At 58.0% G+C, this 14,951-nt stretch carries 16 protein-coding genes; 10 read left to right on the top strand and 6 right to left on the bottom strand.

The window, feature by feature from the left end; all coding sequences use genetic code 11:
- The first annotated feature begins 17 nt into the window (after window positions 1–17).
- The gene (locus tag AC0V6L_RS02700; protein ID WP_486152892.1) at window positions 18–1,691 is read left to right on the top strand and encodes a bifunctional helix-turn-helix transcriptional regulator/alpha/beta hydrolase; all 1,674 of its coding nucleotides are present in this window, start codon (window positions 18–20) and stop codon (window positions 1,689–1,691) included.
- Here AC0V6L_RS02700 and rimO read toward each other — a convergent pair.
- Window positions 1,688–3,073: a 30S ribosomal protein S12 methylthiotransferase RimO gene (gene rimO / locus AC0V6L_RS02695; protein ID WP_486152890.1), complete on the bottom strand. Its 1,386-nt coding sequence runs from the start codon at window positions 3,071–3,073 to the stop codon at window positions 1,688–1,690. The genes AC0V6L_RS02700 and rimO overlap by 4 nt on opposite strands.
- A gap of 340 nt (window positions 3,074–3,413) precedes the next feature.
- Between rimO and AC0V6L_RS02690 the strand changes: the two genes are divergently transcribed.
- The 6 genes from AC0V6L_RS02690 to AC0V6L_RS02665 all read left to right on the top strand — a co-directional run bounded on the left by AC0V6L_RS02690 (window position 3,414) and on the right by AC0V6L_RS02665 (window position 6,401).
- Window positions 3,414–3,815: a DUF1761 domain-containing protein gene (locus AC0V6L_RS02690; protein ID WP_486152888.1), complete on the top strand. Its 402-nt coding sequence runs from the start codon at window positions 3,414–3,416 to the stop codon at window positions 3,813–3,815.
- 339 nt (window positions 3,816–4,154) lie between these two features.
- The gene (locus tag AC0V6L_RS02685; RefSeq protein ID WP_486152886.1) at window positions 4,155–4,829 is read left to right on the top strand and encodes an outer membrane protein; all 675 of its coding nucleotides are present in this window, start codon (window positions 4,155–4,157) and stop codon (window positions 4,827–4,829) included.
- Between the two features lie 290 nt (window positions 4,830–5,119).
- Window positions 5,120–5,416, top strand: a complete 297-nt coding sequence (locus tag AC0V6L_RS02680; RefSeq protein WP_486152884.1) for a hypothetical protein — start codon at window positions 5,120–5,122, stop codon at window positions 5,414–5,416.
- Complete coding sequence (locus AC0V6L_RS02675) at window positions 5,388–5,546, top strand: hypothetical protein (RefSeq protein ID WP_486152882.1); 159 nt, start codon at window positions 5,388–5,390, stop codon at window positions 5,544–5,546. Before AC0V6L_RS02680 ends, AC0V6L_RS02675 begins: the two co-directional genes overlap by 29 nt.
- A gap of 70 nt (window positions 5,547–5,616) precedes the next feature.
- Complete coding sequence (locus AC0V6L_RS02670) at window positions 5,617–6,180, top strand: hypothetical protein (RefSeq protein WP_486152880.1); 564 nt, start codon at window positions 5,617–5,619, stop codon at window positions 6,178–6,180.
- Window positions 6,180–6,401 (top strand): helix-turn-helix domain-containing protein, encoded by a 222-nt coding sequence (locus tag AC0V6L_RS02665; RefSeq protein ID WP_486152878.1) that lies wholly within the window; start codon window positions 6,180–6,182, stop codon window positions 6,399–6,401. The genes AC0V6L_RS02670 and AC0V6L_RS02665 overlap by 1 nt, the downstream gene beginning before the upstream one ends.
- 38 nt (window positions 6,402–6,439) lie before the next feature.
- Here the strand turns inward: AC0V6L_RS02665 and AC0V6L_RS02660 are convergent, their stop codons facing one another.
- The 4 genes from AC0V6L_RS02660 to AC0V6L_RS02645 form a co-directional block, all read right to left on the bottom strand.
- Window positions 6,440–7,561, bottom strand: coding sequence for a potassium channel family protein (locus tag AC0V6L_RS02660; RefSeq protein WP_486147910.1), 1,122 nt, complete (start codon window positions 7,559–7,561; stop codon window positions 6,440–6,442).
- Window positions 7,562–7,586: 25 nt separating this feature from the next.
- Complete coding sequence (gene surE, locus AC0V6L_RS02655; RefSeq protein ID WP_486152876.1) at window positions 7,587–8,351, bottom strand: 5'/3'-nucleotidase SurE; 765 nt, start codon at window positions 8,349–8,351, stop codon at window positions 7,587–7,589.
- 144 nt (window positions 8,352–8,495) lie between these two features.
- On the bottom strand, window positions 8,496–9,773 hold the full coding sequence (gene serS, locus AC0V6L_RS02650) for a serine--tRNA ligase (RefSeq protein ID WP_486152874.1): 1,278 nt from the start codon (window positions 9,771–9,773) through the stop codon (window positions 8,496–8,498).
- A gap of 41 nt (window positions 9,774–9,814) precedes the next feature.
- Window positions 9,815–10,708, bottom strand: coding sequence for a hypothetical protein (locus AC0V6L_RS02645; protein WP_486152872.1), 894 nt, complete (start codon window positions 10,706–10,708; stop codon window positions 9,815–9,817).
- Between the two features lie 54 nt (window positions 10,709–10,762).
- Between AC0V6L_RS02645 and AC0V6L_RS02640 the strand changes: the two genes are divergently transcribed.
- Window positions 10,763–11,440, top strand: a complete 678-nt coding sequence (locus tag AC0V6L_RS02640) for a Fe2+-dependent dioxygenase (RefSeq protein ID WP_486152870.1) — start codon at window positions 10,763–10,765, stop codon at window positions 11,438–11,440.
- Here AC0V6L_RS02640 and AC0V6L_RS02635 read toward each other — a convergent pair.
- The gene (locus tag AC0V6L_RS02635) at window positions 11,415–12,179 is read right to left on the bottom strand and encodes a hypothetical protein (RefSeq protein WP_486152868.1); all 765 of its coding nucleotides are present in this window, start codon (window positions 12,177–12,179) and stop codon (window positions 11,415–11,417) included. The genes AC0V6L_RS02640 and AC0V6L_RS02635 overlap by 26 nt on opposite strands.
- 258 nt (window positions 12,180–12,437) lie before the next feature.
- Here AC0V6L_RS02635 and AC0V6L_RS02630 point away from each other — a divergent pair, with 258 nt between their 5' ends.
- Window positions 12,438–13,820 (top strand): vanadium-dependent haloperoxidase, encoded by a 1,383-nt coding sequence (locus AC0V6L_RS02630; protein ID WP_486152866.1) that lies wholly within the window; start codon window positions 12,438–12,440, stop codon window positions 13,818–13,820.
- A 5-nt stretch (window positions 13,821–13,825) separates the two neighbouring features.
- A complete protein-coding gene (locus AC0V6L_RS02625; RefSeq protein ID WP_486152864.1) occupies window positions 13,826–14,866 on the top strand; it encodes a hypothetical protein in 1,041 nt (346 codons plus the stop codon).
- Window positions 14,867–14,951 lie beyond the last annotated feature (85 nt).

The raw sequence follows: 14,951 nt of genomic DNA, 5'->3' as shown, positions 1-14,951 counted from the left end.
AAATCGAGCCCCATTCAGTGACCGATCCAGACAATCAGCTAGATGTGCAATCCGTGATTGCGAAAGCGTATGCCGCTGTTGCAGAGCCGGAGCAATTCGTGAGCCTGATGCCGTTATTGGTTGAAACCAGCGAACATTCCGATTTTACGCATAACGGCGCAGATGAGCATTTCGAAAACACGCTGCGAATTCTGGACAAGCTCTACCCGCTCAAAACCACCAATTTCAACGCCATCCAAACCGAAGCGGGCGCGATCATGGATTGCGATCTGGCGCTCGATGACGATCTGCGAATTGTCTATTTCGATGCGCGCACATTCGCAGACAATGATCTGAAGTTTGGCGCGTTTCTGCCAGATGTGTTGTTCAATCCCGTCACCGAAAAAGCCGATATTGCTTTGCTGCGCGGGCTTAAGGCGGCAAACGAACCGCATTTTCTCAAGCTGTTCTCCAGCGGTGTGTCCAAGGCACCGCGCTGGTTTGCCGCGCGGCGGATCGACGGCGAGGTTTCATCGCAAATCGTCCTCACGGCAGTTAAGCTGAGGTGGGATGAAGCCAGCAGCGACATTTTCGCCCGCGCATTTTCAATGACTCCCACCGAATTGGCGTTGACCCGGCATTTGGTGATCGGCGGCAGCGTGCGCGAATTCTCCGAAATCCGCGAGCGTTCTTTGGGCACGGTGCGCAACCAATTGAAAGCTCTGCAACGCAAGCTGGAGATCAATTCGAAAGAGGAATTGTTGCTGCTTTATGCCGGGTTCATTCATTCGCTAAACCCGGTTGGATCGGTCGATGATGATGCATTGTCGCTCAACACGAATATCTTCAACATTGCCAAGGGTATCACGATCGCTTGGGAGCAATGCGGCGATCCTGCGGGTGATCCGGTGCTGTATTTTCACCCGCTTGAAGGCCCGATGATGCCCTTGCGGGTGCATAAAGCGGCAATAAATCAGGGGCTGCGTATCATCGCGCCGTGGCGGCCTGGTTTGGGCGATTCAAGTCCCGCACCCACGGGCCCTGCTGCACCGGTCGCGCATGCTCAGCGTTTTGCGGCCTTGCTGGACATCCTTGAGATCGAAAGCGCTGCGGGTCTTGCCACCCAAGCAGGCATGCCGTTCATGATCGGCATGGCCAATGCGATGCCGCAGCGATTGTCAAAAGGGATTGGGGCAGGGGCATTTTTCCCGTTCTCAAAGCGCGAAGATTTTCAGCATCTAAAGACGCAGCCGCGCATTCATATTCGCACATCGCGGATCGCTCCGGCTTTTGCGCGCGCTTATATCCGCGCTATGCTGGCCAGTCTTGGAAACGGGCAGTTTTACCGTTTCGTCGAAGATTTCTACAAGGATTGTGAGCGGGAGCTGGAAACGGCGCGCGATCCGGAAATCGTCAAGCTATTCCGCCATGCAGCGCGCTATGGTCTTTCGCCTGGCTCCACCGGGATGCTCGATACCATGATGAATTGGTCGCATGACTGGGGACCGGAGCTGGCCAAATGCGAGCTGCCTTTGCACCTGCTTTTGGGAGAGCGTGACGGAACAACGCCGCGCGCTTTTGTCGAAACGATGTGCGAACGCTATGGCCTCGATGCGCCGGTGATGATCCCGGGTGGCGGCAGTTTTCTGCTTTATGATGAGCCGCAGGCAGTGACCCGCTATATCCGCTCGGTGATGGACGGGCTGGACTAGGCGCGGATCACGCCGAACAAATCATGCGCATCGGCATCCTCGATCTCAACGTCCACGATCGCGCCGGTTTTTAGCGCTGCGGGAACATTGCGCAGGTAGACGGCGCCGTCGATTTCGGGCGCATCGGCCTGGCTGCGCCCGGTGGCACCTGTATCGCCGTCTTCGTCGGGTTGGCCGACTTCATCGATGATGACAGGCAATATCTTGCCCACTTTGGCGGTAAGCTTTGCCGCGCTGATCTTTTCGGTCAATTCCATCAATCGGGCATAGCGTTCTTCTTTGACCGTCTCAGGCACCGGATCGGGCAGAGCATTGGCGGCCGCCCCTTCGACGGGTTCGAAACGGAATGCACCCACCCGGTCCAATTGCGCTTCTTCCAGCCATTCGAGCAGATATTCAAAATCCGCCTCCGTCTCTCCGGGGAAGCCCACAACAAAACTTGATCGGATGGCAATGTCGGGACAAATCTCGCGCCATTTTTTGAGCCTTGCGAGCACTTTTGCTTCGTTCGCGGGGCGGCGCATGGATTTGAGCACTGCGGGCGCGGCATGCTGGAACGGGATGTCTAGATAAGGCGTCAGCAGCCCTTCAGCCATCAAAGGGATCACTTTGTCGACATGAGGGTAGGGATAGACATAGTGCAATCGCACCCAGGGCGGAATGCCATCTGCTGTCCGCAGACCGCCCAATTCACGCGCGAGATCGGTCATATGCGCGCGCACTTCGCGGCCTTTCCAGCTTCGCGGATCATGCTTTGTATCGACGCCGTAGGCTGAGGTATCCTGCGAGATCACCAGCAATTCGCGCGTCCCGGCAGCGACCAGCTTTTCCGCCTCGCGCAAGACCGCATCAATCCGGCGGCTGGCCAGTTTTCCGCGCAGATCCGGGATGATACAAAAGCTGCACGAATGATTGCAGCCCTCTGAAATCTTGAGATAGCTGTAATGGCGCGGGGTCAGCTTTATCCCTGCCTCGTCCGGCTGGGGGATCAGATCGACAAACGGACCCTGGCTTGGCGGGGCGTGCGTGTGCACCGCTTCGACCACCTGTTCGTACTGATGCGCCCCTGTCACTGCGAGCACTTGCGGGTGAGCGGCGCGGATTGTGTCTGCCTCTTCGCCCATGCACCCTGTCACGATGACGCGGCCGTTTTCGGCGATCGCTTCCCCGATTGCGGCGAGGCTTTCTTCCTTGGCGCTGTCGAGGAAACCGCAGGTGTTCACCAGCACCACATCGGCGCCTTCATAGTCGGGGCTCATCGCGTAACCATCGGCTCTTAGGCGGGTTAGGATGCGTTCGGAATCGACCAGGGCCTTGGGGCAGCCGAGGGATACCATGCCAACCTTTTTGGCGTCGGGCAGAGTGGTTGAAGGCGTGTTCATTGCGCGGGCCATTACACGGTTCACTGGCTGGGTGCCATAGGCTTTGCAGGCGCGATTCGCTGATTAAGTACATACGGGGGATGGGGGTTTAGACAGGTTTTGGCAGGGGGAGGGGGCCTTTTGCTGAGCCGCTCCTCCAACCCCGCGCACAAACGACCCCGAAGCAAAAGTAGCACGCGCCGGCTATGTAGGAAAATCCCGCCGCATCTGCCCGCCACAGACGCTCTGAATCCACTGACCCCGCCACCACAGCCGCACACTTCTGGCTTAACCCCCTGTCCACGTCGCGTATCCCCCGCTAGGCTTGCATCAAAAGAGCAATTGAGCAGGAGGGGACACTATGAGTGATTTTGCATTATGGCCGGTGCTGGCAGGGGCAGCCGCGTTCTTTGTTGTCGGTATGATCTGGTACGGCGCGCTGTTTGGTAAAGCCTGGCAGAAAGCCGCAAGGATGAGCGATGCCGAAGTGGAAGGCGGCAATATGGCCATTATCTTTGGCCTGTGTTTTCTGTTTGAAATGCTGATCGCGATGGTGCTGTGGCATCTGCTAGCCCGCGTGAACCCTGCGCCTCATGTGGTGATGATGATGGCCATGGGCTTTGCCGGCGGGATCATGATCCCCGCCATGGGCATCAATTATCTGTTCCAGCGCAAATCTTTTATGCTTTTTGTGATTGATGCGGGCCATTTCCTGCTCGGAATGGCGGCGATGGGCGGCGTGTTTGTGTGGTTTCGGGGGTAAGCCGACCGGGGAGCGGCGCACCAATCGCGCCTCTCTCTTTCTCCTAAAACAATACGAAATTATCATTTCACAATAAAAAGTATTTGCTTTTCGGCAAATCTGGCCATAATGCGATTCTTGCAATCACATTTGGAGCCTAAAGCCGACCCTACCCCGCAACCCACCCAAACCCCGCCCGCTTGGTCTTGGCTAAGTCTGCGCCCTTAAACAGGCTCAGCATGGTCTAGGCCAAAGCGGCAACCGGGCCCGGCCAACGGCTCCTTTCACACAATGTGGATCTGGCGCGCAGCGATTTGCGCGGCGGATTTTTGCGCCCAAATCAAATCTAAGGAATACACAATGAAACACTTAACCCCCTCCTACTCACCGTTCCCCCTCACACTCGCGGCCCGATCCGCAATCACTGCATTCAGCGCTGTCGCAGCGCTAACGGTGTTGACCGCATCCAGCGCAGCCTTTGCGCAGGATGAGGAAAATTTCGAAGGCGTCAGCATTGGCGCACAAGGCGGTTATTCGCGCCAAAGCGTGGATGAAACCGTTCTGACAGGCGCGAATGCGGCAGTGCTGGATGAGCGCAAAAGCGGCATCACTTATGGCGGGTATATCGGATATGACGCGCAGTTTGAACAGTTTGTGCTGGGCGCAGAGGCGGGCTTTAGCCCCAATGGCCGCACCATTACGGGCGATGTAACAGGCGGCGGCACCGTCAATATTGACCCCAAATGGTCTGCCGATGCTTCGGTTCGTGCAGGCGTTGTTCTGGGCGACCGCGTGCTCTTTTATGGCCGCGCAGGATACAGCCGCACCCGCCTTTCGATCAATCGGTTCGCCAGCGGCAACGCTGATACCGCCATCGCCACAGAAACCGAAAACCGCGATGGCTTTATGTTTGGCGGCGGCGCGGAATTTGCGGTGAACCGCAATGCAGCTTTGCGGGTCGAATATCGCCGCACAAATTTGAGCGGCTCCTTGCGCTCAGATCAAGTCTTGGCCGGTGCGACACTGCGCTTTTGACTTGTCTTGATGTTGCTGGGCAGGTCCGTACCCCCACCAGGGATCTGTCCAGCAGCATCTTTTTCCAACCCAGTGAAGGGCGCTGCATGAAACATGCGAAATATCTGATTGTATTGGGTTTAATCGCTTTGATTGTGCATCTGATCGCTCTTGTCACCGCGTTCTTTTTGACCGCTTCGAACAGCTTTTCGGGCTGATCGATGAAACGGAGATGACCCATGAAAATGACAATACCCCCGCTTTCCCCAGCCCCGCTTTCTCTGGCCCCGCTTCGGATGGCGCCTCTTTGTGTGGCCACTTTATCCATGGCTGTGCTTTTGGCTGGCTGTGTCAGTCTGTCGGACCGGCAAATCTCGCGTTTTGACGCGATGTCGTGCAGCCAATTGGCGGTCGCGCTGGATTACGAACAGCGCGGCGAGCGCGAGGCGGAGACCAGCGGCGCGCTCAATTCAGTGTCCAGCCTGCTGGGCAAAGGGGCCGTCGCTGACAATGCGGCCTTGGATGCGCTGGGCGATGATCTGGATGCTGATGAACACCGCGCGGCCAAGGATTATATCCGTGACCGGCAAGCTTACCTCGATTGCTGATGCCTATAGCGCGCGCGGTCTTGCGTCCGCGGCAGGTCTTGCTGGCGTGGTATTTTTTCATGCAGGGCAGGGCCTGCCCAGCGCCATTAAGCCGCAGGCATGTTTCCTCGCCTTTGCGCAGTGTTTTTGAAAAGGGAAAAGATTACACAAACACCGCTCGGCCTGTATGCCGGGCAAACAATTTTTCGAAAAGAGACGCCATGCAAGACGATCGGCCAACCCGCAGTCATTTAAGCCCTAACCCTGCGCTGTACCGGGTTATGCGTGTGCTGGCCGGGGTGATGACAGTGATCGCCGGCATGCTGGTTTCTTATGCCTGTATCGCTGCCCTGTTTGGCGATACAGAATTGCTGATGGAGTTTATTGATGAAGATGGGGGCGTTTTGACGATGAACGCGCCCACTATCATCGCGATACTCGCTACCAATGCGCTTGCCCTTACATCCTTGTGGCTGCTGTTTTTCTCCATGAACCGCTTTTTAAGACAGGCCGCGCGCGGCGAATTGCTGGTTTCATCAGCGCGCAATGCGCTGAAACGTCTGGGGGTTGGGATGATCCTTTTATATCTGACCACGCGGATGATGGCGGTGGGCATTCCCTTGATCGGCATTGCCGGCTTTTGGGCGGATAACGGCATTATGATCCCGTTTTCTTTTGTGGATTTGGACTTTTTGTACCTGTTGATCGGCGTGGTTTTGCTGGCATTGGGGCAGGCCTTGCGCGAAGGTCAGGCCGCCAAGGAGGAGGCAAAGCAATACGTCTGATGGCTATCGAAGTAACTCTCGACATCATGCTGGCCACGCGCAAGGTGAAATCAAAGGATCTGGCCGCCCATATCGGGATCACCGATGCCAATCTGTCCTTGCTCAAATCGGGCAAGGTAAAAGGCGTGAAGTTCGAAACGCTGTCGAAAATCTGCGATTATCTGGAATGCGAACCCGGCGATATTCTGCGCCATATTCCCGATGGCCCGGACGAAGAATAGGGCAGGCGCGGGCTAAAGCTCCCGCCTTGCGATATGCCCTAAACGTGCAGGCCAACCCCGCCTGTATCGCGGTTGCCATTGCCGTTTTCGGTCGGCACAATCTCCACGATGACATCGCCTTTTTGCAGGCACTGGCATTCATCTTCCCAATATCCGATGGCGCGGCCATTGCGATAAATGCGCAATCCGCGCCCGCCGCTTTTCAATTCGGTGATGGCAGCGCCGCATTCATCTTCTTCGACAATGCGTTCGACCAATTGCACCCGGCCTGAAACTGAGGCGAGATCGGCAAGGTAATCGGAAATATGCGCCCCTTGCGCGCTGCCAGCCAGCAGCAGCCCTGTAAACCGCACCGGATTGATGACATTGTTCGCGCCCGCCTGACGAGCGAGCAATTCATTGTCATTGGCGCGCACGACCACGCTGATGGGAACTTTAGGTGCAAGATGCCGCACGGTCAGCACGATCAGGATGGATGTGTCATCGCGCCCCGCTGATACCAGCACGCTGCCCGCTTCCTCTATTCGCACAGCCCGCAGGGTTTCATCGCGCGTCGCATCGGCAGCCATCACATTGGCGCCCAGCTTTTCGGCTTCTGACAGGCGGTCCTCGCTGGGATCGACCACGACGATATTGGCAGGATCGGTGCCGCGCTGGATCAATTCCTCAACGCTTTGCGAACCCGATACGCCATATCCCAGCACCACGACATGATCGGCCAGATTGTCCTGAATGTTGGACATGCGCCATTTCTCCCAAGAACGCTTGATAATGAAGTTATACGCTGTGCCCACGAAAATGAAGAACACCGCAAACCGGATGGGGGTGACAATCACCGCTTCGACCAGGCGCGCTTTATCGCTGACGGGTGCGATATCGCCGAACCCTGTCGTGGTGATCGAAATCATTGTGAAATAGACGACATCAAGAAAGCTGACATGGCCATCGACATTGTCGACCAGCCCTTCGCGGTCCCACCAATGGATCATCACGACGATCATGATAAGGATCAGCGCCGCGCCCAGCCGGATGCTGAGATCGCCCCATACCGGCAGTTTGACCGCGCGGCGCAGCGGTTTGAACCGGCGGCGAGCGATGCGATAGGCCTGTTTGTCGCGGCCTGTCAGCCCGCCCGATTTGTCAGTCTTGGACCCGTCCATGGCTTAACCGATAACAGCGCCCGGCTTACCCGGCAAATCGTTCTGATAGGGCATTGATGCTGGCATGGTACGTCAGGTCCAATTGCAGCGGAGTGACCGCGATAAACCCGTCCTCAATCGCTTCCAGATCGGTGCCGTGGTCGGCCGTGTGTTCGATGGCGTGCAGGCCGAACCAGAAATAGCGCTGCCCGCGCGGATCGCGCCCCTCGACGATGGAGCCGCGCGAATAATCGTGAAACCCCTGACGCACCGCGCGAATGCCTTTGACCGCATTGGCCTCGCATGGGGGGAAATTGACATTGATAAGCGTGCGATTTTCGAACGGCGTTTCAAGCAAGGGTTCAATAACGCGCTTGCCCCACGCTTTTGCCGCGCCGAACAGGTCATCAGGTGCGCTATCACCGCCGCGATAAACCTGGCTCAAGGCGATTGAACGAATGCCTGCAAGCGCACCTTCGATCGCGGCTGACACCGTGCCGGAATAGGTGATGTCATCGCCCAGATTGGCCCCGCGATTGATGCCCGACAGGATCAGATCGGGCGGGGTGTCCATCACTTCGCGAAGGGCCATCATGACGCTGTCTGTCGGCGTGCCCGTGACGGCAAAGCGGCGCGGGCCAAATTGCTGGAGGCGCACCGGGCGGTTGAGCGTGAGCGAATGGCCCGCACCCGATTGTTCCTCCGATGGCGCGCACACCCAGACATCATCCGACAATTCAGCGGCGATGGCTTCGAGGACTTCGAGGCCGGGCGCGTGGATGCCGTCGTCGTTTGTTACGAGGATTTTCATAGTCTTAATCTCTCAATCCGCTCGCCCTGAGCTTGTCCCTGAATTGGTCAAAGCGCTTTCCTTCTTTTGCGATGTCGCCCCGAAGACAAGGGCGATGCTTCGACAAGCTCAGCATGAGCGGGGGTTGGGTTAGGGCGAACGGGTTTATTGTGGAGTGAGCCGCGTGACCCCGCCCATGTAAGGATGCAGCGCCTCTGGCACGATCACGCTGCCATCGGCTTGCTGATAGTTTTCAATAATCGCGACGAGAGTGCGCCCCACAGCAAGGCCGGAGCCGTTTAGAGTGTGCACGAACTCAGTCTTCTTCCCGCCTTCTGGCCGATATCGCGTGTTCATCCGGCGCGCTTGAAAATCGCCGGTGTTCGAGCATGAGCTGATCTCGCGATAGGCGCCTTGGCCCGGCAGCCACACTTCCAGATCATAGGTCTTGCGCGCGCCGAAACCCATATCGCCGGTGCACAAAAGCATGGTGCGATAGGGCAGGCCCAAAGCCTCAAGCACGCTCTGCGCCGCTTTCAGCATGCGTTCGTGTTCGTTTGCGCTGTCTTCGGGGCGGGTGATGGAGACAAGCTCGCACTTTTCAAACTGGTGCTGACGGATAAATCCGCGCGTATCGCGCCCCGCAGAGCCCGCTTCGGAGCGGAAACACTGGGTGAGCGCGGTCATCCGCATGGGCAGGGCGCTGTCGTCCAAGATTTGCCCCATGGTCGAGGCGGTAAGGGAGACCTCGGCTGTGGGGATAAGCCAGCGGTCATCCGTTGTGCGGAAACTATCGTCCGCAAACTTCGGCAGCTTGTCCGTCCCGTACATCGCCTCGTCCTTGACCAGAACGGGGGGCATGCATTCGGTGTAGCCGTGCTGCCGGGTTTGCAGGTCGAGCATGAACTGGCCCAGCGCCCGGTGCAGCCGCGCCATATCGCCGCGCAGGAATGTGAAACGCGCGCCGGACAACAGCGCTCCGGTTTCAAAATCCATCCCCAGATCAGGCGCGAAATCGGCGTGTTCCTTGGGTTCAAAATCGAACGAAGGTTTCTCGCCCCAACTGGAAACCTCAACATTGTCCGCTTCATCCGCGCCGCGCGGCACATCATCAAAAGGCAGGTTTGGAATGACAGCGAGCGCGTTTTTCAGCCGCTCTGCCACCGCGCGTTCGCGATCTTCCAGTGCGGGCATTGTCTGTTTCAGCTCGGCAACTTCGGCCTTCAGCTTTTCCGCCTCATCCGTATTGCCCTGTCCCATCGCTTTGCCGATGGCTTTGGAGGCTTCGTTGCGGCGCGATTGTGCGGTTTGCAGCTGGGTGGCAAGCGCGCGGCGCTCTTCGTCAAGCGCAAGGATTTGCGCGGCCACAGGTTCGCCCCCGCGCCGGGCGAGATTGGCATCAAAGCTATCGGGATCATCCCGGATCAGGCGAATATCGTGCATGGGGCACGCCTATGCCGCCTTCGCGCGCGCTTGGAAAGGGCTTACCCGATGGCAAGCATGACAGCGGATGACGCGCCCTGCAATTCGCCCTGATTGGCATCCAGAGTTTCAGGAAGGGCCGCGCCCGGATAGGCCTTGGCAAGCTTGTCCAAAGCCGCGCTGATGGCCTCTGCGACTTTCGGGTCTTCGGCTTTGATCGCGCCGGCTGACCCATCAAAAGCGGCCTTGGCGGATTTGTAAAAGCCATAGCCATCCAGATAAGGGCCGTAGATCTTTCCTTCGACCGCTTCACCATACATGCTGGCGGCGCGCTCTATCTGGTCAGCGGCCACACCTGCTGCGACCATGGCCGCGCTGGTGCCATTATCGGGCGCTTTATCGGCTGCTGCGCGAAGGGCGGCGATGATGCCGTCATAATGCGCGTCCACTTTGGCAGCGTCATCACCGTTCAGAATACCTTGAGAGGCCGCGTTGAACAGCGGCTTCATATCTGCAACGCCCAATTGCTTAAATGTGGGATCAAGATCGGCCAACACTTCGGATACAGGATGGCCGAACATTTCAGCGGCTGCATCACTTTCGCCCGCTTTGAACGCATCGCGCGCGGCGATCACATGCGCCTCTGCAATGGCGAGAGCAGAGCCATAGACAACCGGATCGCTGCCCGCTTCGCCCACAGCAACACCGCCTTCGCCGCCCTCACCACCTTCGCCGCCTTCGCCGCCTTCTCCTTCGCCGCTTTCGCCCGCTTCCCCGGCCTCACCGGTTTGGGCAGCCTCGCCGCCTTCGCCAGCCTCACCCGCTTCCCCCGAACATCCCGCAAGACCCGCGCCGGCCAGCGCTGTGGCAAGGCCAAGAGTTTTCCAGGTTTTGGTGGTGACTTTCATTTTGTGTCCTCCGGGGATAATCTTTGGCTTCATCTGTCCTTGTGTCATAAGCCGCCTTTGCGCTGATGCAAATCATTATCATAAAGCGGTGCACACTTTCCCATGATCCTAACCCTTACCGCCATTCAGGATGCGGATAAACTTGCTGAGATCACCGCCGCGATTGCCGCATTGCAATGGCGCGATGGCAAACAAACCGCTGGCAAAACCGCGAGCGCTGTGAAGCAAAACCAACAAGCCGTGATGGCCGATAAAGCGGGCAACGCTGTTCAAGCGCTTATCATGCAGCATTTGAACCAGAACTCCGTGCTCTCTGCGGCAAGTCATCCGCGCCGGTTTTCGCACCTCATCATCAGCAAGACGCACGATGGCGGGCATTATGGATCGCATATTGATAATGCGCTGATGGGCGCAGGCACAGCGCGGATGCGGACCGATATGTCTTTCACTCTGTTTCTAACCCCGCCCGAGGATTATGAAGGCGGTGAATTGGTGATCCACACCGCCGGTATGGATTACACCGTCAAAGGTCAGCCGGGGGAATTGGTGCTCTATCCCAGCTCCTCCATTCACGAAGTGACCCCTGTGACGCGCGGCGCGCGCATAGTGTGTGTCGGCTGGATTGAAAGCCTGATTGCTGATCCCACCGCACGCGAGATGCTGTTTGATCTGGAAAATCTGCGCGTCAGCCTGCGCGCGCGTCTGCCGAAAGGGGCGCCGGAATTGCTGACTTTGGACAAGACGATCGCCAATCTTATGCGGATGTGGAGCGCGCCTTAACCCCGCCTTTGGAAGCGCGCCCGGGGTCTTCTACCTTGGCTTTCCCCTTACGCTTACCCTGCGCGGTGAAATAGATAATCAGGCCAACTCCAACCACGCTTGGCCCGGCCCATACCACCGGGTTGAACACATGCTGCGGCACCCAGCGGATCAGCCCGACCGACATAAACGCGGTGTAAGCAGAGATCCCCATCCCAATGAGCGCGCGAAAATGTTCCCCGACATAAGCTTTGGGCGAAGGGGCTTCGCGCCGCCAGATAAACAGCTGCTGGATCGCCATGGCTGCAACGCCCAGAGCGCACAGGGCCATCATCAAGACATCGCCAATGCGAAAGCCGTAATATCCGCAGTAAAGCCCCGATATCACCACAGCGCCGATCACGATTTGGGTGCGGGGCCGGCGCAATGCTATGCGATTGCGCGCGTGTTTGACAACGCTGAGGCCGTAATCGGCAAAGCCAATCGTCAAAATGCCAAGATACAGCATCATCCAGACAAACAACCCTTCGAACAGTTCGCGGTCGGTGATTTCGGGGTGGCGTTTATCGGGTGCGTAGAGCGTGAGCAGCGCCATAGCGACAGCCAGCGCGCCCGCTCCCATAAAGCCGTAACACGCCCATTTGCCGCCCAGCCGGTGGTTCCTGGCCCCTTTGCGCGTCGCAATCGGCACCCAGAACGCGATCAACCCGGTCAGCCCGGTGACCACGTGTAGCGCGATGAGGATGACAAACAGGTCCACAGCGCCAAGCTTAAAGAGTTCTGGATGCCGCGCAATATGATCGCGCGCGTAAACTTTCGCAAAAACGCTGTTGCAAAAGGGGACGCGCGTTAGGCGGTTAAGCGATTGGCGACACTTTCCCGCTAACACGCACTCTGCAAACTAATCGCGTGTGCGGCGTGCGCCTCTAACAAAGCGGCGGGCGCGGCCGGGCGATAGAGACAAACACTAAACAGGCAAAATTCGGGCATTGATGGCGATGTTCGGCAGGAGGAATTGATGCAGATTTCGCGGCGCAATATGCTCGCCGGGGCGGCAGCAGGCATCGCGGCCAGTGGGCTTGGCGGATGTTCGACGGCGTCCATGGGCAGCCGGTCGAGCTATCTTACCAATATCGTTGATCCCAAACATGCGAACACGGTCTATCACTGGGTTGATATCGTGATGCAGCAAGTGCGCGATCAGCGGGTTGCACCGCCGCGCGCTGCGTATAACTTTGCCGCGCCCATGGTGGCCGGTTTTGCCGCGGCTAATGCGATCATGGGGCGGTACGACATGCCCTATGACTTTGGCGAAGCACCCGCGGGCGCTGATCCCGAAATCGCTTATGGCACGGCCTTTGCCACGGCTGCATCGGAATGTTTCCAGCAGCCATTCCTGTGGGAAAGGCGCGCGTTCAAAGGGCGCTTTCCCGATGGAGAAGCCAAGGATCTGGGCGTTAAATGGGGCCGCCATGTTGGCCTTGCGATCAACAAGATGCGCACGCATGACGGGGCAGAACCGCACCGGGTAAACTTTTACCATGGCCGCTATCCGCGCCGCGACGATGTGCTCAAATGGACCCCAACCGGCCCCTCTTACAGCGCCGGGCCTGGCCCTGCGATCGGCGCGTATGAGCGCGGGCTGTTTCCCGGTCACGGCACGATCAAGCCGTGGACGATGACCAGCCCTGCGCAGTTCCGCGTGCCCGATTTCCTAGATCCGAAAAGCCCGGAATTCGCCGCTCAATTTGATCTTGTGCGCAAGTTGGGGGGTAAGGATTCCACCCGTCGCACCGAAGATCAGGCAGAGATCGCGCTGTTCTGGGAAGATGGCCCGTGGGGTATCACGCCGCCGGGGCATTTCCTTTATATCGGGCTTCAGGTGATGCAGGACAGAGGGTATGATTTCCTCGATCATGCGCGCCATTTCGCGCTGATGGGCGCGGTGCAGGCTGATGCCTCGATCAATGCCTGGGACAGCAAATATCACCACGATATCCTGCGCCCGGAAACCGCGATCAAATTTCGTTGCAGCAAATTTGGCAGCACCGACCCGCGTATTGTCGAACAGGCGAATTGGGAAAGCATGATCCCGACGCCCAATTTCCCCGCTTACACATCGGGGCATTCGACGTTTGGCGCGGTGGGGGTTGAGATGATCAAGCTGCTGATTGGCACCGATGCGGTCAGTTTCAGTCATGAAAGTCCCGATCAGGTGCTGTGGCCCACTTTGACCGGCAAAAGGCGGTATTTCACCAGTCTGGATCAGGCCGCCCATGAAAACGGGTGGAGCCGGATTTACGGCGGTGTCCACTGGCTTGCCGATCACGAAGCTGCCGACAATGCCGGCCGCCAGATCGCGCGCCATGCTGTCAAAACCATGTTCCGCAAAAAGGCGTAAGAGCAATGATGCGCACTCTTTTCCCAGCCAGCTTTCTGGCCAAAGCCTTTGCCAGCGCCGCTGTGTGCGCGGTTTTGCCCGCCGCCGCCGCCGCGCAGGACGTGAACCTCAATTACGACAATCTGTCCTCATTCGAGGAACCCTTGTCGATCGAAGCGGGCGATGTGACTATCGCTGTCACCGGGCTGGCGGATGCCAATATCACGGCTGACTTTGACGAATTGATTGATGATGAAGAGGTCACCTTTGGCTTTGTCACCAATGTTCAGGTGTCAGCCGAAACGCAGCTGGCGAACAGATGGACGCTGGGGCTCGCTTACTTCGCGCAATATTCGGACAATGCGCTGGGCGTGCCCGATGATTATTCGGACAATGTCGCAGGCTTTATCGGCACCAGTTTTGGCACCGTTCTGGGCGGCAATGTCAATGGCCAGGTGCGCGAATTGACCCGGCGCCAGCGCGGGGTTGGCAATTCCTTTTTGGCGTTTGATGATTTTTACGGCCAGCTCGATAATTGGGGCGGGGCCTATGTTGGCCGGTTTGGCCCCAGCATAATCGGGGCGGTGGTCGATCAGAACGGCGATTTCGAGGTTGGCGCGCAGTTTCAGCGGCCTTTGGGCGAACGCGATGTGCGCTTTGCCGCGCGCTATCGCCGCTCGCAATACACCGCGCCCGATGGCATCACCCGGTTTGACAGCGACGGGGCGGGGCTGGTCGGCGAATTTGTTTATGGCAGCTCGCTTTACGATCTGGGCGTAGGCTACGAACGGCTCGATGGCGCTTTGGTTGATGCGGATCGCTGGTTCGTATCGGCAGGCGGGCAAACCCAGTTTGGCCCGCTGCAAATGTCGGTTGAAGGGCATTACGGACAATTGGACGGCGCGGACGAAATATCAGGAGCCGTCGGCGCATCCTACGCGCTTGCCCGCGGGCTATCGGTTAACCTTGGCGGCAATTACGCCAATGCCAGAATCGCCGCAGATGGCGTCACTATGCTGGATATTGAGGAAGTTACCGCCGTTTCTTCGCTGCGTTTCGCGTTTTAGGTCGGTCCCAAAACCCACTTGGCGGGATTTCGCCACGTTCCATCCCTTTTCAAGGATGCTTGCTTTCAAGTTAATCTTCTTTCGA

This window comes from Erythrobacter sp. JB1-15 (assembly GCF_057365035.1).
The sequence above is the reverse complement of the archived record's forward strand: the minus strand, read 5'-3'. Positions and strand labels throughout refer to the sequence as shown.

Excerpts from the sequence above, each read along its gene's own strand:
- rimO (WP_486152890.1), bottom strand. The coding sequence starts at position 3,073 with ATGAACACGCCTTCAACCACTCTGCCCGACGCCAAAAAGGTTGGCATG.
- AC0V6L_RS02690 (WP_486152888.1), top strand. The coding sequence starts at position 3,414 with ATGAGTGATTTTGCATTATGGCCGGTGCTGGCAGGGGCAGCCGCGTTC.
- AC0V6L_RS02685 (WP_486152886.1), top strand. The coding sequence starts at position 4,155 with ATGAAACACTTAACCCCCTCCTACTCACCGTTCCCCCTCACACTCGCG.
- AC0V6L_RS02670 (WP_486152880.1), top strand. The coding sequence starts at position 5,617 with ATGCAAGACGATCGGCCAACCCGCAGTCATTTAAGCCCTAACCCTGCG.
- AC0V6L_RS02665 (WP_486152878.1), top strand. The coding sequence starts at position 6,180 with ATGGCTATCGAAGTAACTCTCGACATCATGCTGGCCACGCGCAAGGTG.
- AC0V6L_RS02660 (WP_486147910.1), bottom strand. The coding sequence starts at position 7,561 with ATGGACGGGTCCAAGACTGACAAATCGGGCGGGCTGACAGGCCGCGAC.
- surE (WP_486152876.1), bottom strand. The coding sequence starts at position 8,351 with ATGAAAATCCTCGTAACAAACGACGACGGCATCCACGCGCCCGGCCTC.
- serS (WP_486152874.1), bottom strand. The coding sequence starts at position 9,773 with ATGCACGATATTCGCCTGATCCGGGATGATCCCGATAGCTTTGATGCC.
- AC0V6L_RS02645 (WP_486152872.1), bottom strand. The coding sequence starts at position 10,708 with ATGACACAAGGACAGATGAAGCCAAAGATTATCCCCGGAGGACACAAA.
- AC0V6L_RS02640 (WP_486152870.1), top strand. The coding sequence starts at position 10,763 with ATGATCCTAACCCTTACCGCCATTCAGGATGCGGATAAACTTGCTGAG.
- AC0V6L_RS02630 (WP_486152866.1), top strand. The coding sequence starts at position 12,438 with ATGCAGATTTCGCGGCGCAATATGCTCGCCGGGGCGGCAGCAGGCATC.
- AC0V6L_RS02625 (WP_486152864.1), top strand. The coding sequence starts at position 13,826 with ATGATGCGCACTCTTTTCCCAGCCAGCTTTCTGGCCAAAGCCTTTGCC.